This window comes from Rhizobium sp. NLR10b (assembly GCF_019685435.1).
In the GTDB taxonomy this organism is placed as follows: domain Bacteria; phylum Pseudomonadota; class Alphaproteobacteria; order Rhizobiales; family Rhizobiaceae; genus Rhizobium.
Map to the genome: position 1 here is coordinate 1 of NZ_JABDWV010000001.1, position 20485 is coordinate 20485.

19 protein-coding genes and 1 pseudogene are annotated in these 20485 nt (G+C 62.3%); 8 read left to right on the plus strand and 12 right to left on the minus strand.

All coding sequences use genetic code 11. The features are described 5' to 3' along the window. The 7 genes from HJB91_RS00005 to HJB91_RS00035 all read right to left on the minus strand — a co-directional run. A partial coding sequence (locus tag HJB91_RS00005) for an ACT domain-containing protein (RefSeq protein ID WP_221153248.1) occupies positions 1-395 on the minus strand: 395 nt, incomplete at its 3' end. A gap of 89 nt (positions 396-484) precedes the next feature. Continuing rightward, complete coding sequence (gene glnT / locus HJB91_RS00010) at positions 485-1792, minus strand: type III glutamate--ammonia ligase (RefSeq protein ID WP_221153249.1); 1308 nt, start codon at positions 1790-1792, stop codon at positions 485-487. A gap of 80 nt (positions 1793-1872) precedes the next feature. Continuing rightward, positions 1873-3201 carry an FMN-binding glutamate synthase family protein gene (locus HJB91_RS00015; protein WP_210632431.1) on the minus strand — a complete coding sequence of 443 codons (1329 nt, stop codon included), beginning with the start codon at positions 3199-3201 and terminating at the stop codon, positions 1873-1875. Positions 3202-3215: 14 nt separating this feature from the next. Continuing rightward, a complete protein-coding gene (locus tag HJB91_RS00020; protein WP_210632432.1) occupies positions 3216-3902 on the minus strand; it encodes a GXGXG domain-containing protein in 687 nt (228 codons plus the stop codon). A 69-nt stretch (positions 3903-3971) separates the two neighbouring features. Continuing rightward, positions 3972-4877 carry a glutamine amidotransferase family protein gene (locus tag HJB91_RS00025; RefSeq protein ID WP_210632433.1) on the minus strand — a complete coding sequence of 302 codons (906 nt, stop codon included), beginning with the start codon at positions 4875-4877 and terminating at the stop codon, positions 3972-3974. A gap of 89 nt (positions 4878-4966) precedes the next feature. Continuing rightward, complete coding sequence (locus HJB91_RS00030; protein WP_210632434.1) at positions 4967-5650, minus strand: helix-turn-helix domain-containing protein; 684 nt, start codon at positions 5648-5650, stop codon at positions 4967-4969. A 79-nt stretch (positions 5651-5729) separates the two neighbouring features. Beyond that, on the minus strand, positions 5730-6689 hold the full coding sequence (locus HJB91_RS00035; protein WP_210632435.1) for a GlxA family transcriptional regulator: 960 nt from the start codon (positions 6687-6689) through the stop codon (positions 5730-5732). 86 nt (positions 6690-6775) lie between these two features. On the opposite strand from HJB91_RS00035, the gene HJB91_RS00040 reads away from it, so the two are divergent. The 5 genes and pseudogenes from HJB91_RS00040 to HJB91_RS00060 form a co-directional block, all read left to right on the plus strand. Further along, positions 6776-8026 (plus strand): sarcosine oxidase subunit beta family protein, encoded by a 1251-nt coding sequence (locus HJB91_RS00040; protein ID WP_210632436.1) that lies wholly within the window; start codon positions 6776-6778, stop codon positions 8024-8026. Between the two features lie 13 nt (positions 8027-8039). Beyond that, positions 8040-8321: a sarcosine oxidase subunit delta gene (locus tag HJB91_RS00045; protein ID WP_210632437.1), complete on the plus strand. Its 282-nt coding sequence runs from the start codon at positions 8040-8042 to the stop codon at positions 8319-8321. Continuing rightward, positions 8318-11272 (plus strand): sarcosine oxidase subunit alpha family protein, encoded by a 2955-nt coding sequence (locus HJB91_RS00050; RefSeq protein ID WP_221153250.1) that lies wholly within the window; start codon positions 8318-8320, stop codon positions 11270-11272. The genes HJB91_RS00045 and HJB91_RS00050 overlap by 4 nt, the downstream gene beginning before the upstream one ends. After that, entirely contained in the window at positions 11265-11813 is a 549-nt protein-coding gene (locus HJB91_RS00055; RefSeq protein WP_210632439.1) for a sarcosine oxidase subunit gamma family protein, read from the plus strand. Before HJB91_RS00050 ends, HJB91_RS00055 begins: the two co-directional genes overlap by 8 nt. Positions 11814-12542: 729 nt before the next feature. Next, positions 12543-13283 (plus strand): annotated as a pseudogene (locus tag HJB91_RS00060) (NAD(P)/FAD-dependent oxidoreductase); the annotation flags it as partial. Positions 13284-13342: 59 nt separating this feature from the next. On the opposite strand, the gene HJB91_RS00065 reads toward HJB91_RS00060, so the two are convergent. Both HJB91_RS00065 and HJB91_RS00070 read right to left on the minus strand, forming a co-directional pair. Further along, the gene (locus tag HJB91_RS00065) at positions 13343-14620 is read right to left on the minus strand and encodes an L-fuconate dehydratase (RefSeq protein WP_221153251.1); all 1278 of its coding nucleotides are present in this window, start codon (positions 14618-14620) and stop codon (positions 13343-13345) included. A gap of 75 nt (positions 14621-14695) precedes the next feature. Beyond that, positions 14696-15430, minus strand: a complete 735-nt coding sequence (locus tag HJB91_RS00070; protein ID WP_221153252.1) for an SDR family oxidoreductase — start codon at positions 15428-15430, stop codon at positions 14696-14698. 299 nt (positions 15431-15729) lie between these two features. On the opposite strand from HJB91_RS00070, the gene HJB91_RS00075 reads away from it, so the two are divergent. The 3 genes from HJB91_RS00075 (at position 15730) to HJB91_RS00085 (ending at position 18108) form a co-directional block, all read left to right on the plus strand. After that, positions 15730-16515 carry an IclR family transcriptional regulator gene (locus HJB91_RS00075; protein WP_221153253.1) on the plus strand — a complete coding sequence of 262 codons (786 nt, stop codon included), beginning with the start codon at positions 15730-15732 and terminating at the stop codon, positions 16513-16515. An 88-nt stretch (positions 16516-16603) separates the two neighbouring features. Next, entirely contained in the window at positions 16604-17440 is an 837-nt protein-coding gene (locus HJB91_RS00080; RefSeq protein WP_221153254.1) for an amidohydrolase, read from the plus strand. 263 nt (positions 17441-17703) lie between these two features. Further along, positions 17704-18108 carry a helix-turn-helix domain-containing protein gene (locus tag HJB91_RS00085; RefSeq protein WP_184458547.1) on the plus strand — a complete coding sequence of 135 codons (405 nt, stop codon included), beginning with the start codon at positions 17704-17706 and terminating at the stop codon, positions 18106-18108. Positions 18109-18147: 39 nt separating this feature from the next. Here the strand turns inward: HJB91_RS00085 and HJB91_RS00090 are convergent, their stop codons facing one another. The 3 genes from HJB91_RS00090 to HJB91_RS00100 all read right to left on the minus strand — a co-directional run bounded on the left by HJB91_RS00090 (position 18148) and on the right by HJB91_RS00100 (position 20482). Next, on the minus strand, positions 18148-18414 hold the full coding sequence (locus HJB91_RS00090; RefSeq protein ID WP_004668299.1) for a hypothetical protein: 267 nt from the start codon (positions 18412-18414) through the stop codon (positions 18148-18150). A 65-nt stretch (positions 18415-18479) separates the two neighbouring features. After that, positions 18480-19223 (minus strand): TfuA-like protein, encoded by a 744-nt coding sequence (locus tag HJB91_RS00095; RefSeq protein WP_210632444.1) that lies wholly within the window; start codon positions 19221-19223, stop codon positions 18480-18482. Then, positions 19220-20482 (minus strand): YcaO-like family protein, encoded by a 1263-nt coding sequence (locus HJB91_RS00100; RefSeq protein WP_221153255.1) that lies wholly within the window; start codon positions 20480-20482, stop codon positions 19220-19222. The genes HJB91_RS00095 and HJB91_RS00100 overlap by 4 nt, the downstream gene beginning before the upstream one ends. Positions 20483-20485 lie beyond the last annotated feature (3 nt).

A 20485-nucleotide genomic window follows, 5' to 3' on the forward strand; every position in this document is an offset into this window, starting at 1 on the left:
TGGTTGACGACGACCTTCTGGTAATCGAAATGGTTGGAGACGACGCCGACGATGTCGATCGGCAGCGCCCCGATCTTCCAGCGGTAGAGCAGGTCGTTGAGGCAATGGCCGAAGCGCGACACCATCAGCAGCACCTTCATGCGGCTCTCGCTGTCGTGGAAGTCGTAATCCATCTCGAAGGGCGCGGCGACGGCGGCAAAATCGGCGCTGATGGCGGAGCCCGACAGTCCCTCTTCCGAAATGAAGCTGACGCGCATGAAGAACCTGCCGGTATCGAGATCGTCGAACTGGCTGGAGTCGATGATGTTGCAGCCTTTGTCGGCCAGATAGCTCGAAATCGCCGCAACGATGCCGCGCGTCGATTTGCAGGATACGGTGAGTACGAAGCTCTTCATGCTGTCTCTTCCTTCACCCTTTCAGGTATAGAGAGTCCGGTCATGCCGAGCTGTCCAACCCGGCATGGCGAAGACGTCGGTCCGGCTGCTCAGATATCGAGCGTGCTGTCGCGTTCCCACTGGGTGAAATGCGAGCAGTAGGCATTCCATTCCCGGTGCTTGAGCTTGAGATAGGCGGAGGAAAACTCAGCCCCGATTGCCGCCTTCAGGCCTTCGTCGGCATCAAAGGCGCGCAGCGCATCGAGCAGGTTGAGCGGCAGGCGCGGCGCGTCCTTCACCAGGTGTCCCTCGGCATACATATCGATATCATAGTGCTGGCCGGGGTCTGCCTGGCTGCGGATGCCGTCGAGGCCGGCCGCGATGATGATCGCCTGTAAGAGATATGGATTGACCGCACCGTCCGGCAGGCGCAGCTCGAAGCGCCCGGGCCCCGGCACGCGCACCATGTGAGTGCGGTTGTTGCCCGTCCACGTCACGGTGTTCGGCGACCATGTCGCGCCCGAGGTCGTGCGCGGCGCGTTTATGCGCTTGTAGGAATTGACCGTCGGATTGGTGATGGCAGCAAGCGCCGAAGCGTGCTTCATGATGCCGCCGAGGAAGGTTTTCCCCTGCGCGGAGAGGCCGAAGGCCATTTCCTTGTCGGCGAAGGCGTTGACCCTGCCGTCGATGTCCCAGACCGAGATGTGGGCATGGCAGCCGTTTCCGGTCAGGCCCTTGAAGGGCTTCGGCATGAAGGTGGCGCGAAGACCGTGTTTTTCGGCGACCGACTTGACCATGAACTTGAAGAAGGAGTGCTTGTCCGCCGTCTTCAGGACATCGTCATATTCCCAGTTCATCTCGAACTGGCCGTTCGCATCCTCGTGGTCGTTCTGATAGGGCTTCCAGCCGAGTTCCAGCATATAGTCGCAGATCTCGGCGATGACATCGTACCGACGCATCACGGCCTGCTGGTCGTAGCAAGGCTTCTCGGCGGTATCGAACTCGTCTGAAATCACCGAACCATCAGCAGAGATGAGAAAGAATTCGGGCTCCACGCCGGTCTTCACCCGGAGCCCTTCCTGCGCAGCTTCAGCCACCAGTCTTTTCAGCACGACACGCGGTGCCTGTTCGACAGGCTGATCGTCCATGACGCAGTCGGCGGCGACCCATGCGACGTCTCTCTTCCAGGGCAATTGGATGACGGAGGAAGCATCGGGAACCGCAAACAGGTCCGGATGGGCCGGCGTCAGATCGAGCCAGGTTGCAAAGCCTGCAAAGCCGGCGCCATCCTTCTGCATGTCGGCGATGGCTTCTGCCGGGACCAGCTTGGCGCGTTGACCGCCGAACAGGTCGGTATAGCTGATCATGAAATATTTGATGCCTTTGTCTCTCGCAAAAGCAGCAAGGTCCAGTGTCATTCTCGTTCCCCTTTGGATTTCTTCGAGACACTTTGGTTATGGAGATGAGACGGCCGGGACTTTGGCCCGGCCGGTAGAAATCAGAAGCCTCCCTTGCCGGGAATCCAGTTGGTGCCGGCGAGCGGCACCTGCGCCATGGCCGATGCCTCGATCGTCAGCGCGACGAGGTCTTCCGGCTCGAGATTGTGCAGGTGGTTCTTGCCGCAGGCGCGCGCGATCGTCTGGGCCTCGAGCGTCATGACCTTGAGGTAGTTGGCGAGACGGCGGCCGGCCGCAACCGGGTCCAGGCGTTTTGCGAGCTCCGGGTCCTGGGTGGTGATGCCGGCCGGATCCTTGCCTTCGTGCCAATCGTCATAGGCTCCGGCCGTGGTGCCGAGCTTCTGATATTCCTCTTCCCAGCGCGGATCATTGTCGCCGATGGCGACGAGCGCCGCCGTGCCGATCGCGACCGCATCGGCGCCGAGCGCCAGCGCCTTCGCCACGTCGGCGCCCGAGCGGATGCCGCCTGATATGATGAGCTGCACCTTTCGGTGCATGCCGAGATCCTGCAGCGCCTGCACGGCCGGGCGAATGCAGGCGAGCGTCGGCATGCCGACATTCTCGATGAAGACGTCCTGCGTCGCCGCCGTGCCGCCCTGCATGCCGTCGAGCACGACGACATCGGCGCCGGCCTTCACGGCAAGAGCGGTGTCGTAATAGGGACGCGCGCCGCCGACCTTGACGTAGATCGGCTTTTCCCAATCGGTGATCTCACGCAGCTCCATGATCTTGATTTCCAGATCATCGGGGCCGGTCCAGTCCGGATGGCGGCAGGCCGAGCGCTGATCGATGCCCTTCGGCAGGTTGCGCATATTGGCGACGCGGTCGGAGATCTTCTGGCCGAGGAGCATGCCGCCGCCGCCGGGTTTGGCGCCCTGGCCGACCACGACTTCGATCGCGTCGGCACGGCGCAGGTCCTTCGGGTTCATACCGTAGCGCGAGGGCAGATATTGGTAGACCAGCGTCTGCGAATGGCCGCGCTCTTCATCGGTCATGCCGCCGTCGCCCGTCGTGGTCGACGTGCCCGCGATCGTCGCACCCCGACCGAGCGCCTCCTTGGCGTTGCCGGACAGCGCACCGAAGCTCATGCCGGCGATGGTGATCGGCGTCTTCAGCGTGATCGGGTTCTTGGCGAAACGCGAGCCGAGCACCACAGTCGTGTCGCACTTCTCGCGGTAACCCTCGAGCGGGTAGCGCGAGATTGAGGCGCCGAGAAACAGCAGGTCGTCGAAATGCGGAACCTTGCGCTTGGTGCCGGCGCCGCGGATGTCATAGATGCCGGTCGCCGCCGCGCGGCGGATTTCGGCAAGTGTGTAGTCGTCGAAAGTCGCGGACTTGCGTGGCGGGGTATAGGGGTTGTGATAGCTCATGAGTGTCCCTCGCCTCAGTATGCGTCGGCGTTGTCGATGTTGAAATTGTAGAGCTTGCGGGCCGATCCGTAGCGCTTGAACTCTTCGGGTCTGACGTCCGTCACCCCCGCCTTGTCGAGGAGTTCGGCAAGCTTCTCCAGATGCTCCGGCCGCATCTCTTTCTCGATACAGTCGGAGCCGAGGCTCTTGACCTCGCCGCGGACGAACAGCTTGGCTTCGTAGAGCGAATCACCGAGCGCATCGCCGGCGTCGCCTAGCACGACGAGATGGCCGGACTGGCCCATGAAGGCCGACATGTGGCCGATGCTGCCATGAACGACGATGTCGATGCCCTTCATCGAAATGCCACAGCGCGACGCGGCATTGCCCTTGATGACCAGCAGGCCACCCCGGCCGGTCGCGCCAGCATATTGGCTGGCGTCGCCCTCGATGACGACGGTGCCGGACATCATGTTTTCGGCAACACCCGGACCGGCCGAGCCATGAACCGTCACCTTGCCGCCGTCATTCATGCCGGCGCAGTAATAGCCGACCGATCCCCTGACAGCGACCGTCACTGGGCTGTCGATGCCGACGGCGACGGCATGGCTGCCGCGCGGGTTGATGACCTCGAACTCAGTGTCGTTGGCGCCTTTGGAAAGAGCGTGCAGCGCGCTGTTCAGTTCGCGAAGAGGGGTGCTGGAAAGATCGAATGTGGGCATTGATTCCTCGTTGGAAGCCTCGTTTGTCCGGGAGGCGGTCTGCGCCGCCTCTTGGCTTTCAGGCGCCCCTCAGGCGGCCTTGTCGTGATCCCAGAAGTAGACAGTTGCCGGCTCCGGCTCCCAGACACGGGCATTCTCGATGCCGGGAAGATTGACCAGCGCGCGGTATTCCGAACCGAAGGCGACGTACTGGTCGGTCTCGGCCATGACGGCGGGCTTGCAGGCGATGGGGTCGCGCACCACGCCGAAGCCGGACTTGGTGCCGACGACGAAGGTGAAGAAGCCATCGAGATCGTCAAGCGCGCCGGTCAGCGCCTGGCCGAGATCCTTGCCCTTGGCCATTTCGGCCGTCAGATAGGCGGCGGCGACTTCGGAATCGTTCTGCGTCTCGAAGGTCATGCCTTCGCGCACCAGTTCGCGGCGCAGATTGTTGTGGTTGGACAGCGAACCGTTGTGCACCAGGCACTGGTCGGCGCCGGTCGAGAACGGGTGGGCGCCGAGCGTGGTGACGGCGGATTCGGTCGCCATGCGGGTATGGCCGATGCCGTGGGTTCCGCTCATCGCGCGGACGCCGAAGCGCGCCACGACGTCCTTGGGAAGGCCGATTTCCTTATAGATCTCGACGCTTTCGCCCGAGCCCATGAGGCGGACTGCCGGGCGGATCCGTTCGAGCGCCTCGCGCACCTCTGCAAGCTTGGAAGCATCGAGCTCGATGACCGCATGCGTGCTTTTGATCCACACATGGGCCTTGATGCCGGCTTTCTCCAGGTCGCCGGCGAGGCCTTCGAAGTCCGCCCCTGGATTGCTGGACTGGACGGTGATCTTTGCCTTGCCCGCTGCGGAGCCGCCATAGATCGCGATTCCGGCCGAGTCCGGGCCGCGATCGGTCATGGTGATCAGCATATCCGAGAGCAGATTCCCGAGCTGGGGTTCAAGGCTCTTGTCCTTGAGGAACAGTCCTACAATGCCGCACATGGCGCGTGCCTCCGTTCATGTTGACAAAGGAGTAGCAGGTCTCTATCGGGACATCAACTGGGAAGAATAAAGTTTTCCTCTAAGGCAATTCAGCTCCGCGAGCTCTGCTGGGGATAACTGATGATCGACAGGTATTTGCTCGGCAGTTTCACCAACTGTTCCGGCCCATGCGGCGCATCGGCGTCGAAGAACAGGCTGTCGCCCGGCTGCATCTGGAAAAGCTGGTCGCCGTGGCGGTAGACCACCTCGCCTTCGAGCATATAGAGAAACTCCATGCCCTCGTGCTGGAAGGTCGGGAAGATGTCGGAATCGGCCGTCAGCGTGATCAGATAGGGCTCGACGATGACCCCGCTGGTATTGTTGTCGATATGGCCGAGCAGATTATATTGGTGGCCGGCGCGGGTGCCGCGCCGTTCGAGTTCGACGCCCTGCCCCGCCTTGACGAAGACGGCATTGCGCGGCTCCTCGAAGCGGCGGAAAAAGGCGGTCAGCGGCACGCCGAGCGCCCGCGACAACGATTGCAGCGTCGTCAGCGACGGCGAGATATTGCCGTTCTCGATCTTCGACAGCATGCCGAGCGAAATGCCGGTCGCGGCCGCGAGATCGGTGACGGTGATGCCGAGTTTCTTGCGGTAGGCGCGCACCTCATGGCCGATTGCCATTTCGAGGTTGTTTTCCTTCGGTTCCCGAACGGCGTGCGGGTCCTGGGAAAAGGCAGCACGGCCGCCATGCGGCTGTTCCGGCTGCTCCGCCGCTTCTCGCTTGGATTTCATGGATTTTCCCCTGCCGCCTGCGCTTTTGTTCGGATGCAATCCTATCGTCATAGTGAAATTTCCTCAACCGTGAAGAAAACTATTCCCGCCGCGCCTCACGCGGAGTGACGCCGTAGGCGCTACGGAACATCCGGGAAAAATGGCTGAGGCTGGAAAAGCCGGTGGCAACCGCGATCTCCGAGACGGAAAGCGGGCTCTGCTTCAGCAGGCGATGGGCATGCTGCAGCCTGATCCTGTGGTATTGATCGAGGAAGCTGGTGCCGAGGTGGGCCGCAAACAGCCGGTCGAGATGGCGGGTGGTGACGCCGGCGATCCGCGCCATGGCGGCACGCTCGAGCGGCATCTCGATCGTCTCCTCCATTCGTTCGAGAACGCTGAGCAAGCCGGGGTGGTGGACACCGTAGCGCTCGGCAAGCGACGCACGCTGTGGTGCTGCCGGCTCGTTGACCTCCGTGTGAAGATACCAGTCGCTGACGCGACGGGCGAAATCCGGGCCCATGCGCTCGGCGATCAGCACATGCATCATGTCAAGTGGAGCGATGCCGCCGCCGCAGGTAATCCTGTTGCCGTCGATCACGAAGCGTGCCTGGCGCGGCGTGAGATCCGGAAAGGCTTCGAGAAGGGCTGCCGCATGCTCCCAATGGATGGTGAAGTCGCGGCCGCCGAGCAGTCCGGCGGCGGCCATTAGATAGGGACCGCCCGAGATGCCGCCGATCCTCACACCTTCGCGCGACAGCTGCCGCAAACAGGCAAGCACGCCGGGATATCGCCAGTCGCGCGGCGAACCGCCGGCGCAGACGAAGGCCGTTCCGAGCCCCGAGCCTCTGACGGGCAGAGGTTCGGCGGGTACGCTGATGCCGGAGGAAGAGAGTGCCGATGCGCCATCCGGCGAGAAGATCTGTAGCCGATAGATCTCGCGGCCCGCCAGCAAATTTGCCGCCCGCAACGGCTCCGTTGCCGAGGCATAGGACATCAGCGCAAATCCAGGAACCAGGATGAAGCCGATCGTCTGAACATTTCTGCTATCAAGTGAGGACATGTCCCTTTCTTAGCGATTCATGTCCCTATTGTGCAAGTCTGCCCGCTTCTTTCTGGCATCATGCTTCCGTTCTTTCCGGGTGACCCATGCGCTATTCCGCTCTTTCGATTTTTTTGAACGGCCTTCGCGGCAACAAAGGCTGGGCGCCCGCCTGGCGCGATCCGGCGCCGAAGCCGCATTACGACGTCGTCATCGTCGGCGGCGGCGGTCACGGCCTTGCCACCGCCTATTATCTCGCCAAGGAGTTCGGCATCACCAATGTCGCCGTGCTCGAAAAGGGCTATCTCGGCTCCGGCAATATCGGCAGGAACACCACGATCATCCGGTCGAACTACCTGTTGCCGGGCAACAATCCCTTCTACGAACTGTCGATGAAGCTCTGGGAAGGACTGGAGCAAGACTTCAACTTCAACGCCATGGTCTCGCAGCGCGGCGTACTGAACCTCTTCCATTCCGACGCGCAGCGCGACGCCTATACGCGCCGCGGCAACGCCATGCGGCTGCACGGCGTCGATGCCGAGCTGCTCGACCGGCAGGCGGTGCGCAAGAAGCTTCCGTTCCTCGATTTCGACAATGCCCGTTTCCCCGTCATGGGTGGTCTATACCAGCCGCGCGGCGGCACGGTGCGCCACGACGCGGTCGCCTGGGGTTATGCCCGCGGCGCAGACAACCGCGGCGTCGACATCATCACCCAATGCGAAGTCACCGGCATCCGCACCGAAAACGGGAAGGTGACCGGTGTCGAGACCAGCAGGGGCTTCATCGGCTGCGGCAAGCTGGCGCTGGCGGCGGCCGGCAATTCCACCGTCGTCGCCGATATGGCCGGCTTTCGCCTGCCGATCGAAAGCCATGTGCTGCAGGCCTTCGTCTCCGAAGGGCTGAAACCTTTCATCGACCATGTCGTCACCTTCGGGGCCGGGCATTTCTATGTGTCCCAGTCCGACAAGGGCGGGTTGGTCTTCGGCGGCGATATCGACGGCTACAATTCCTATGCGCAGCGCGGCAATCTCGCGACCGTCGAGCATGTGGCCGAAGCCGGGATCGCGATGATCCCGTCGCTGTCGCGCCTGCGCTACCTGCGCTCCTGGGGCGGGGTGATGGACATGAGCATGGACGGCTCGCCGATCATCGACCGTACCCATATCGACAATCTCTATCTCAACGCCGGCTGGTGTTACGGCGGCTTCAAGGCCACGCCCGCCTCCGGCTTCTGTTACGCCCATCTGATTGCCCGCAACACGCCGCACCAGACGGCGCGCGCCTTCCGGCTCGACCGCTTCGCGCGCGGCTACCCTATCGACGAAAAGGGCGTCGGCGCCCAGCCCAACCTGCATTGAGGACATTTAGACGATGGCAAGCCTGATTTCATGTCCTCATTGCGGCGTCCGGCCCAAGGAGGAATTCTCGATCCGCGGCGATGCGAACCTTGTCCGGCCGGCGCCGGATGCCGGCGCAGATGTCTGGTACGACTATGTCTATCTGCGTGACAATCCGAAGGGCCGGCATAGCGAATATTGGCACCATTCCTCCGGATGCCGCCGCTGGCTGATCGTCGAGCGCGATACCGTCACCCATAAGGTCCACGGCGTCAGGGATGCCGCCCTTGCCAAGCTCGGCGGAGAACCGGCATGACGAGCTTTCGTCTTTCCTCCGGCGGCCGCATCGACCGGGCCAGGACAATCGGCTTCACCTTCGACGGCAAGGCGCTGCAAGGCCATTCGGGCGATACGCTCGCCTCGGCGCTGCTGGCCAACGGTATCCAGCTCGTCGGCCGCAGCTTCAAATATCACCGCCCGCGCGGCATTCTGACGGCGGGGGCCGCCGAACCGAACGCGCTGGTGACGACAGGCAGCGGCGGGCGCACCGAACCGAACACACGCGCGACGATGATCGAGCTTTATGAGGGGCTGACGGCCAAGAGCCAGAACCGCTGGCCCTCGCTCGGTTTCGATGTCGGTGCGGTCAACGGCCTGCTCTCGCCTTTCCTCAGCGCCGGTTTCTACTACAAGACCTTCATGTGGCCGGCAGCCCTCTGGGAAAAGCTCTACGAGCCGGTGATCCGCAAGGCGGCGGGCCTCGGCCGCTCCTCCTACGAAGCCGATCCCGATGCCTATGAGAAATGCTGGGCGCATTGCGACCTGCTGGTGATCGGCGCCGGCCCTGCCGGCCTCGCCGCGGCGCTGACGGCCGGGCGCGCCGGCGCGCGCGTCATCCTCGCCGACGAAGGACCCGAACTCGGCGGCAGCCTGCTCTCGGACAATGGCGCCGTCGATGGCAAGCCGGCGGACGCCCTTCTCGGCGAGTTGCTGGCCGAACTCGAAGGGCTTTCGAATGTGCGCCGCCTGCCGCGCATGACCGTGTTCGGCTGGTACGACGACAATGTCTTCGGCGCCGTCGAACGTGTGCAGAAGCATGTGGCGCTGCCCGATCCCGAGGGCCCCGTCGAACGATTGTGGCGCATCGTCGCCCGCCAGGCGATCCTGGCGACAGGGGCCGAGGAGCGGCCGCTGGTCTTCGGCGGCAACGATATTCCCGGCGTGATGATGTCAGGCGCCATGCGTAGCTATCTCAACCGGCAGGCGGTCGCGCCGGGCCGAGGCACGGTGATCTTCACCACCAACGATAGCGGATATGACACCGCCGCTGACCTCGAATCCGCCGGCCTTCGAGTTGCGGCGATCGCCGACAGCCGCCCCGACGGCGGCAAGAACTGGCCGGGCCGCGCCGAGGTGCTGAGGGGCGCGCGGATTATCGATGCCCATGGCGGCCGGCGTCTGCGCGGCGTCAGCGTTAAAGCCGAAGACGGCATTCGCCGGATTGAAGCCGATGCACTTGCCATGTCGGGGGGCTGGAGCCCGGTCATCCATCTTGCCTGCCATCGCGGCGGCAAACCGCAATGGTCGAACGAGATTGCGGCGTTTCTGGCGCCGGCTGCGCAGGATGGTCTTGCCGTTGCCGGCGCGGCTGCCGGTCTTGCGCAGACTGCAGCCTGCCTCGGTGATGGAGCGGCAAAGGCGGCCGCTGCCCTGAACGCGATTGGTTTCGCAGCTGAACCGGCCTTTGCCTCAGCCACCGACACGGCTCAGCGCACGAAGTCGCTCTGGTCCGTCAAAGGTTCGAAGGGCAAGGCTTTCGTCGATTACCAAAACGACGTGCATCTCAAAGATCTCGGCCTCGCCGTCCGCGAAGGTTACGGCCATGTCGAACTTGCCAAGCGTTACACCACATCAGGCATGGCGACCGATCAGGGCAAGCTTTCCAACATCAACGCCATCGGCATTCTTGCCGAGGCGCGCGGCGTCTCGCCTGCCGAGGTGGGCACGACGACCTTCCGTCCCTTCTACACACCTGTCTCCTTCGGCGCTTTGACGGGGGCATCGCGCGGCAAGGATTTCCAGCCGGCGCGCAAATCGCCGTTGCATGGCTGGGCGAAAAAGAACGGCGCGGTCTTCGTCGAAACCGGCCTCTGGTACCGCTCCTCCTGGTTCCCGCGCGCCGGCGAAACGACCTGGCGTCAAAGCGTCGACCGCGAGGTGCTGAACATCCGCAAAAATGCCGGCCTCTGCGACGTCTCGACTCTCGGCAAGATCGAAATCTTCGGCAAGGATGCAGCGACCTTCCTCGATCGCGTCTATTGCAACGGTTTTGCCAAGCTGGCGGTCGGCAAGGCGCGCTACGGCATCATGCTGCGCGAGGACGGCTTCATCTATGACGACGGCACCACCAGCCGCTTCAGCGACGACCACTTCTTCATGACGACGACGACGGCGCTGGCCGCCGGCGTGCTGACCCATCTCGAATTCTGCGCCCAGACGCTGTGGCCGGAACTCGACGTCTACTTCGCCTCCTCGACCGATCAATGGGCGCAGATGGCCGTCGCCGGGCCGAAGTCGCGCGCGATCCTCTCGGAAATCGTCGACGAGGATCTTTCCGATGCGGCCTTCCCCTTCATGAGCGCCCGCAAGGTGTCGCTATTTGCAGGCCGCCTCGAAGGCCGGCTCTTCCGGATCTCCTTCTCGGGCGAACTGGCTTACGAGCTGGCGGTGCCGGCCGGCTACGGCGAAAGCGTTGCCGATGCCATCATGGCGTCAGGCGAGAAGCACGGCATCTCAGCCTATGGCGCGGAAGCGCTCGGTGTCATGCGCATCGAAAAGGGCCACGTCACCCATGCCGAGATCAACGGCACGGTCACCCCAGGCGATCTCGGCTTCGGCCGCATGGTTTCATCGACCAAGCCGGATTTCATCGGCAAGGCGATGCTCGCCCGCGAAGGCCTGCAGGATCCCGAGCGCCCGCGCCTCGTCGGTGTCAAGCCGCTCAATCCGGCAAGCGGCTTTCGCACCGGCTCGCATATCCTTGCCGAGGGCGCAGCGGCGACGCTCGAAAACGACCAGGGTTATGTCACCTCGAGCGCCTTCTCGCCGAGCCTCGGCCATACGATCGGCCTGGCGCTCGTCCGGCGCGGGCCGGAGCGCATCGGCGAAAAGGTGACGGTCTGGAACGGCCTGCGCAACGAAATCACCGATGCGGTGCTCTGCCATCCCGTCTTCATCGATCCCGAAAACGAGAAGCTCCATGCCTGAACTTCCCCAGCACAGACCGGTTCTCGCAGGAGCCAGATATAGCGGCATGGCAGGACCCGGCCTCCGGCTGGAAGCTTTGCCGGAGGGCCATCTCCTGCACGTGCTCGGCGCAATCGAGCCGACCGCACTTGCCGCCGAACTGGCGAAGATAGGCCTTGCGAAAAGTTCGATCCGCAAGGCCGGCTTCCGCCAATGGTTCGTCGCCGGCGACGAGCCGCTCTCGCCTGCCGGTCTGGACGCGCTTGCGGCGGCCCTTGCTGGAAAGGCCTTCGTCATGGACCAGAGCCACGGTCGCGTCCGCATCGGCATTTCCGGAGGGTCTTCGCGCGTGCTTCTTTCAAAGGGCACCGCAGTCGATCTCGATCCCGCCGTCTTTGCGGAAGGCAGTTCGGCGATGACCATGATGGGTCACATCTCCGTACAGATCGCCCGCACCGGCGATGACAGCTTCGAACTCACCGTTCTGCGCAGCTTCGCCGAAAGCCTCTGGGACGAGCTTAATCATATGGCGGCGAGCGCTGAAAAGGACGGTGGCGCATAGGGCCGTACCGGCACAAAGATCGATTATTAACCCAAATTAGCTGGAAGGTTCAACTTTTCGGTGCGATGGCACGCAGCCGTTGACCATCGAGCCCACACGAGAATTCGCTACAGTGGAGAGGATGGCGGCGAAATTGTTAGGCCGTGGAGATCGAGTTCACGGGGTCGCCGGCAAAAAATCTGCTGTTTCGGTAAAGGTCCGTTCGGGGCGGAAGATGTTAGATGTGTGAACATAGCCGCTAGCCAACGAGCTCGTGTGTTACTTTGCAGATCTAAGCAAGTTGACTTGAGGTTTACACCGGAGCTAGGGAAGGTAGGGCCATCGTAAATCAGTCGCATCTACAGGCACAGTATGAACCTTCAGTCTGGTAAGACTCTATATCGCAGGATAGTAGTATCCTTCGTATTTTGTATTGTGGTTATTTATATATACGGCGGATCTCTCCAGTCACATAAGAGCCCGAAAGAACAGACAATAGATATATTAAAGAAATACCTTGCCGAATTTGGGGAGGCTGATCGACTACAGTTTGCGAATTGCTTCAGAATCGAAAAATCAGAAACCGATCAGCTTCCAGATGTGAGCTTCTTTATTGGGTGCGAGGTTAAGAAACCGCTTTCGGCGGCCCCCCTTGCTCTCTCAGTGGCGTTCGGTGCTCGCGGGCAGGTTGAATTTACGGATATGTCGAGGGGCGAGAAATGATGGGAGGCTTTTCTAACCTGAATCTAAAAGCCGCCGCTGGACATCCTGGCCGAGGCGCGGCGGCAGCTGGCGCGTTATCCCACGATCAAGCTCGTCAGTGCCCGGGCCGAAAGTGTCTCCGGCGGCATCGACAACTTCTCCGTCCTCACTGGCGATGGCGAAAGCCTCACGGCGCGCCGCGTGATCCTGAGCTATGGCATCGTGGACCAGATGCCTGATGTTCCGGGCTTTGCCGAAAGCTGGGGCACCTCCATCGTGCCCTGCCCCTATTGCGACGGCTTTGAAGTCGCCGGCCAGCATTGGGGCCTCGTCTGGTCCGGCCGGCAGTCGCACAATCAGGCCAGGCTTTTCCACGATTGGACCGACAGGTTGACGCTGTTCGCCGATGGTCATGACATTCCGCCCGATATCCGGGCCGATCTCGCACCTCGCAACATACCTGTCGTCGAGGGCCGGATCACCGGGATCGTCCATCACGGGGGCCACAGCGCCGCCGTCAAACTCGATACCGGCCCCGATGTCGCGGTCGACATCCTGTTCGCCCATCCGCGCAACAAACCGTCCGCCAGTCTGCATGAATCACTGGGCCTCGCCACAGTCGATACGCCCAGCGGCATCGCCCTCAAGGTCGATGAGCGCCGCGAGACCAGCATGCCTGGCATCTACGCCGCCGGCGACCTCGCCAATCCCGGAATGCCCTCGGTCACCACGGCATCATGGCAAGGCGCGATGGCGGGTATCTTCGCCCAGCAGTCGATGCTGGTTTGAGAGCCGCGAATTCCTTCTCCGGGTTCTGGCGGGACGAGCGCGCCACCGGCGCTGGTTCCTCAGCCTCGAAATGTGTAGCCGCTGATCGAGGCCGGTTTCATCTCGATGGAGAAGCCCGGCAGGGTGGGCGGCATATAGGCGGCGTTGTCGATCCGGCAGGGGTCGAGGAAGTGTTCATGGAGATGATCGACATATTCGATCACGCGGCCATCCTTGGTGCCGGATACCGCGATGTAATCGATCATCGACAGATGCTGCACATATTCGCAGAGGCCGACGCCGCCGGCATGCGGCCAGACCGGCAGGCCGAACTTGGCGGCGATCAGCAGGACGGATAGGACCTCGTTCAGCCCTCCCATACGGCAGGAATCGATCTGGACGATGTCGATCGCGCCCTCGGCAATGAACTGCTTGAACATGATGCGGTTCTGGCACATCTCGCCGGTCGCGACCTTCACCGGGCTGATTGCCTGGCGGATCTTGCGGTGGCCGGCGACATCGTCGGGGCTTGTGGGTTCCTCAATGAAGAAGGGCTTGGCGAAAGCAAGCGCCCTGACCCAGTCGATCGCCTGGTCGACATCCCAGACTTGGTTGGCGTCGATCATCAGGTAACGATCGGGACCGATCACTTCGCGGGCGATCCTCAGACGCCGGATATCGTCTTCGAGATCGCGGCCGACCTTCATCTTGATATGGTTGAAGCCGGCATCGATCGCTTCCTGGCAGAGCCGGCGTAATTTCTCGTCCTCGTAACCCAGCCAGCCGGCCGAGGTCGTGTAGCAGGCGTAGCCCTCCTTTTCGAGGGTGGCGACCCGTTCCGCCTTGCCGGCTTCCGCCTTCTTGAGGATAGCGACCGCTTCGTCACGCGTCAGCACGTCGGTGAGGTAGCGGTAGTCGACGATATCGGCGATCTCTTCCGGCGACATCTCGGCGACCAGCCGCCAGACCGGCTTGCCGGCCTGTTTGGCGAGCAGATCCCAGACGGCGTTGACGATCGCGCCGGTTGCAAGGTGAATGGCGCCCTTTTCCGGGCCGATCCAGCGCAACTGGCTGTCGCTGGTCAGATGCCGCCAGAATTTGCCGGGATGGGCAAGCACCTCGCCGAGGTCGGCGCCGACGACGAGGTGGCGCATCGCTTCGATCGCCATGCAGCAAATGTCGTTGCCGCGGCCGATGGTGAAGGTCAAGCCATGGCCGGCAAGGCCTGGGACATCCGTGTCGAGGATGACATAGGCGGCCGAATAGTCGGGATCGGGATTCATCGCATCGGATCCATCCAGGCTTTGCGAGGTGGGAAAGCGGAGATCGAAGACGCGAAGGTCGGTGATGCGGGTCATTGTTGTTCCTCCCGATTTATGGGGCCACTTGCGATAGCCGGATCGGCCGGTTATCTGCCGATCGACCGGCCGACGTCAGATCGTCCAGCCGCCGTCGATGGCGATCGCCTGACCGGATGTGTAGGTGGCGCCGGCGAGATAGACGGCGAGATCGGCGATCTCTTCCGGCGAGCCGAGCCGGCCCATGGGCTGGCGGGCGATGAAGGCGGCGCGCGCCGCATCGTAATCGCCCTGGGCTCGCATGCGGTCCTGCAAGGATGGACTTTCCACCGTGCCGGGGCAGATGGCATTGCAGCGAATGCCTTGAGCAACATAGTCGGCGGCGACCGATTTGGTAAGGCCGATGACCGCCGCCTTGGTGACACCATAGGCGAAGCGATTCGGCACGCCCTTGATGCTGGAGGCGACGGAGGCCATGTTGATGATCGACCCGTCCTTGCGTTCGAGCATGCCGGGCAGCACCGCCCGGATGGTGCGGATCATCGCCTTGACGTTTAGATCGAAAGCGAATTCGAGATCGGCATCCGGCATTTCCAGGATCGAGCCGGCATGGACGAAGCCGGCGCAGTTGAACAGAACGTCCACAGTGCCGATTTCGGCGACGAGCGCCGCGACCGCATTCCCATCGAGCACGTTGAGCTTATGCGTGAAGACGCCGGTTTCCGCGGCAAGGGTCGCCAGCGCATCGGTATTTATGTCGGTTGCATGGACCTTGGCGCCGGCCGCGGCAAAGGCTGCCGCCGTCGCCCGGCCAATGCCCTGGCCGGCCGCGGTGATGAGAACGGTCTTGCCGGAAAGTCTGTGTGTCATGTCACGGGCCTCTTCTGGATTGTCTACATGAGACGATGCATGCGGTTATCTTGCCGAAGGCCGAGCGGTGATGGAATAGCTCGTCCGTCAAGGCCTGCCACTTTCTCTCTTTACGCGTTTCGGCCGGCCTTGGGTGGGCATGAAGCCTCGCCTCTCGTCGTTTCCGCTGATCGGTTGTCTTCAGTTATGATTTGTCTGTTTATAGACAAACAGACGATGGGCCAAGGGTCAAGCGTGAAGTTTTCCTTTTCCGGCCGTGGTTCTGCGTATATGCAGAATAATATTCACAGGAGGAAAGAATGGAGACCGACGAGTCAGACCGCTACCGCGCTCCTGCCCTCGACAAGGGTCTCGATATCCTGGAGCTGCTCGCCGGCGTCGACAGCGGCCTGACCCAGGCGGAGATCGCCAAGCGGCTCGACCGCAGCCCCAACGAATTCTATCGCATGCTCGACCGGCTGGTGCGTCGCGGTTACGTCACCCGGCTGGATGGCGACCGCTATTCGCTGACGCTGAAGCTCTTCGGCCTTGCGCAATTGCATGCGCCTGTGCGCCGGCTTGCCTCCTATGCCACGCCGCTGATGCGCGACCTTGCCCAGCGCACCCGCCAGGCCAATCATCTCGCCGTGTTCGATCGTGGCGCCGCGGTTGTCATCGCCCAGCAGGAAGCACCGGACTATTGGGGCTTCTCGATCCGCATCGGCGCCCATATCAGCCTGTTCGACACCGGCTCGGGGCATGTGCTGCTCGCCTTCCGCAGCGACGAGGAGCGGGAGATGATGATATCGGAACATGCGCGCAACCGCGCCGAGATCGACCTCGGTGCCGAATTCTACGATCGTCTCGACCAGATCCGCGAGCGCGGCTACGAGATGATGGCAAGCGCCCAGACATCGGGCGTCTATAATCTGTCGGCGCCCGTTCTCGGGCCGGATCGGCGTTGCATCGCCGCCCTGACCTGCCCCTTCATCGCCCTTGTCAACGCGCCGTCCGCCCCCGACATCACCCAGACGATCACGCTGGTGCAGAAGACCGCCACTCAGCTTTCGCTGCTGGCCGGGGCGGATGTCATCAATTCCGGCTGAACAGGTGGGAGGATCTCGGGAATTTCTATTTGAATAATCCATTCACGAGAAATAGGGTGCGGCAAAGCCAGTTCTGGAGGAGGAAAACGTGCTCATCGACACTCACCTGCACATTATCGACCGGTCGGCGCTTCCCTATCCCTGGCTCTCCGGCGTGCCGGCTCTCGATCATGACTTTCTCTATGAGACCTATGCGGCCGAGGCGCGGCGCTGCGGCATTACGACCGCGCTGCATATGGAGGTCGACGTCGATCCGGCCGTCATGCAGGCCGAGACCGACCACATTGCCTCTCTCGCCAAAAGGCAAGGCAACCTGATTGCTGGGGCGATTGTCTCCTGCCGTCCCGAGGAGGAAGGCTTTGCCGCCTATCTCGAGCGGCAGAAGGCCGATCCCTTCGTCAAAGGCTTCCGCCGCGTGCTGCATGTCGTCCCCGACACCGTCTCAGAAAGTGTCCTGTTTCGAGACAACATCCGGCGCATCGGTGGCAGCGGCCTGACCTTCGACCTCTGCACATTGCCGCATCAGGCCGGTCACGTCACCGCTCTCATCGATCTCGCGCCCGACGTGCAGTTCATCCTCGATCATTGCGGCGTGCCGGATATCCGCTCCAATGCTTTCGAGCCATGGAAAGCCGGCATATCGGAGATCGCCCGCCGGCCGAACGTGATCTGCAAGATATCAGGCGTCGTCGCTTATGCGGATGCGCAGACATGGACAGCCCAGACGCTGACGCCCTATATCGAACATGTGATCGCAAAATTCGGCTGGGATCGTGTCGTCTGGGGCAGCGACTGGCCGGTCTGCACGCTCGGCGGCGGCCTTTCCACCTGGGTTGCCGCCACGCATGCGGTGCTCGCCGGCAGCAGCGAAGCGGAACGCTCCAGGCTGCTCTTCGACAATGCCCAGCGCCTCTGGTCATTGTAACATTTTGTTTACGCCGTCCCGATCCTTTGGCTGGAAGGGCCGCAGCAAACCACCATGCTCGACACCCTGAAATCGGATGATGTACCCCCCAAAAGTGCTACTTTGGCATGTTTTTTGCTGCTGCTAATATGAAGCGATGCAATGTTTCGGTTTGGGACGACTTACAGCCAAACAATTGCTAGCTTTGTGTGTCTCAGGTACAAGTTGTCAGACACGGATATGGCGAATAACCTCATGTCCGTGTCCTCAGGAGGGAAAACAAAATGAAAGAAGAACCGCACGCAGTGGATGTTCATGTCGGAAAGACGATCCGCATACAGCGTCTGCTGCGCAAAGTTTCGCAGACGGAATTGGGCGACCGTGTTGGCGTAACGTTTCAGCAGATCCAGAAATACGAAAAAGGCTCCAACCGCGTTTCCGCCAGCATGCTGGTAGAAATCGCCGGTGCGCTGAATGTCGACGTCAGGACGTTCTTCGACGACCTGTCGACCCCTGAAACGGCTAACGACAACCCCGCTCCCAGCGAGGAATTCGTTATTTCGCGCGAGGGTGTCCTTTTGAACGCGGCGTTCTTCTCGATCAAAAACGAAGCGCTTCGCAAGAAGATCCTGAAGCTTGTTCAGGCAATCGCCCACACCGAACAGGCCGACGGTGAAGCGGCCGAATAGCCGGATCTCCTTCACGCGATCCTAACGGCGGCATGAAGGTCAATGGCGATCGATCAGGATCAGATTCTCGCTAGCGTCCTTCATTGCGATCTTGGCCTTGCTGCCGAGCAGTTTCTCGAGGTTGACGTCAAGCTCCCTGTCCGGATCTATGCCGTCCCAATCGATTACGACCTGCAGCAGTGCCATGTTCGTCAGGTGCATCAGATTACGCAGCTGAAGCTTTTCAGCCTCCTCCTTGGCTGCCGACAGCAGCCGGAAGATCCTTGCGTATTCACTGCCTGTACCTTCATTATGTTGTTCAAACATTGTTCCCGCCCCTTTGGCCGTGAAGCCTCAGATTCCATCACCACTGCATCATTTCGCCGAGACCGTTATTCTAGCGTTACAGGAGTCACATTGCGTGTGACTTCGGCGTGCAAAAGCTCCCAATGCGAGGTTGCGGCAAAGCGCCAGTCACGGTTGACGGGGGCGAATTCGTCGCGGTGCAGCCACTCCAGCACCAGCCGCGCGTCGTCGCGTTTGCGTTCGACGCGGTTCTTGCGCAGAGCGGCGAGGAGGTGGTCGCGGCGCGGCTTGCGGAAATGGCACTCGTCGAGCACGTGCGCATAGGTGCGTTCGGAGAAATGCAGGAAGCGGCCGGAGAGCAGCAGTTTCTTGCGCTCAGCCGTCGAAATCTCGCCGCAGGCATAAAGCGCATCGATCGTCGGCTCGAAATCGACCCAGGGTACGGAAAGCGGCAGCCAGCCAAGCGCCTGCGGCGCATGTACCAGCGCGACGGCCTCGTCGTCGAGCAGCCGCCCGGACTCGTAATCCTCGAAGATCGAGCCGAGGCCGACCATGCCGAACGGTGCGCATTCCGCGGCCCGCAACGCGCCCATGCTGGCGCCGCCGGCTACGGCGACATCACGTTCGAGCGCGTAGAGAATTTCCTTGTGCCAGACCGAAGGCAGATCGCCGAAATAGCCGTCGACGAGGCCGATCGCGGTGGCGCCATCCTCCACCGCCTTCAGGATGTCGCCGCGGGCGGCGGGCGGGCGGAAATCGATGCAGGGAGACATGTTTCTCGCTGCGGCAAGGCCGCCACCAAGGCTCGGACCGACGAACAGAACCTTCATGACTGCGCTCCTCTCATGGTGTTGACGGCGCGCAGGCCGAGTTGGACGTACTGTCCTGATATATCGACCTCCAGGCCCGGCACGATCACCCTGACGACCGAGACCGGCAAAGCCGGATGGGCAAAGGGCACGGCGACGATCTGCTCGATCCCGCTCGCCACCAGCCGGTCGGCTATGTGGCGGATGGTCTTCTGGATCGTCGCGGCACGGCGATGGCGGCTCTGGAAGGCGCGCATCCGGCCGTCGCTCTCGCAGAGTTCGACCAGCTGCTGCATCGCCGCACTCCGATCGAGCCGCTGATAGATGCGCGGCGAGAAATCGTCGCGGCTGCCGGCGATCGCGGTCAGCCGGCTCTGGGCCGCTTCGGTAATGGCGCGCAGCGCGGCGCGCACAGGATCGGGATGGCAGCCGCAGCCGCCGCAGACATGCGACCAGCGCGCGTCGACGCGGTCGGAAAGATTGCCCGGCATGATGACGGCCAGAAAAGCCGGAACGCCGATATCCGTGGTCATGTCGAGCAGCAGCAGCCGCATGCCAGCGCGCGTGATCCGGTCGGTCATGACGTCGATGACCGCATCGCCGAAGGAGACGGGGTCGATGCGGCTCTCCTTGAGGCGCTGCGGCGATTTCAACTGGGTCAAAGCCCAGGCATCACGCTCCACCAGCTCGCAAAGTCCGTGCAGGACGGCTTCGGCCGGCGTATTGCCGGAGGCAAGCCCATCGCTCGACTGCTCGAAGCCCGGCGGCCGCTCGCCGCGATGGTCGAGGCCGACAAGCCACCAGGGGACGAAGACGCTGCTGCCGGACAGAATGTCGAGGCCGGAGCACCATGGGATGGGGTCGCCGCCGATTTCATCGGGCGCACAGCGTGCGACATTATCGAGATCGATCATGGCGGCGCGTTCCGCCCGCATGCTCTCCACCGTCGCCTGCGTCAGGTCGGCAGGCGCATTTTCCGCGATCCGCGTCTCGATCGCCTCCATGGCGGCCGAGGCCATGGCGGCATCATTATCGATGCCTTTGCCCTGGAAGACCGAAAGCGTGTGGCTGTTCGGCCTCGTTGCGAAGGCGACGGGGATGTTCAGCACGTCGAGAGCGGTCAGCAGACCGACGCGCGTAATACCGAATTCGCGCAGATGCGGCCTGATGGCTGCAAGTGTCTGTGCCGGCGTGACTGCACGGTCGTGATAGTCGCTGACGCCGGCCGATGATCGCTTGAGATCATCGGCTAGCATTTCAAGATCGGCGAAGGCGGACATACC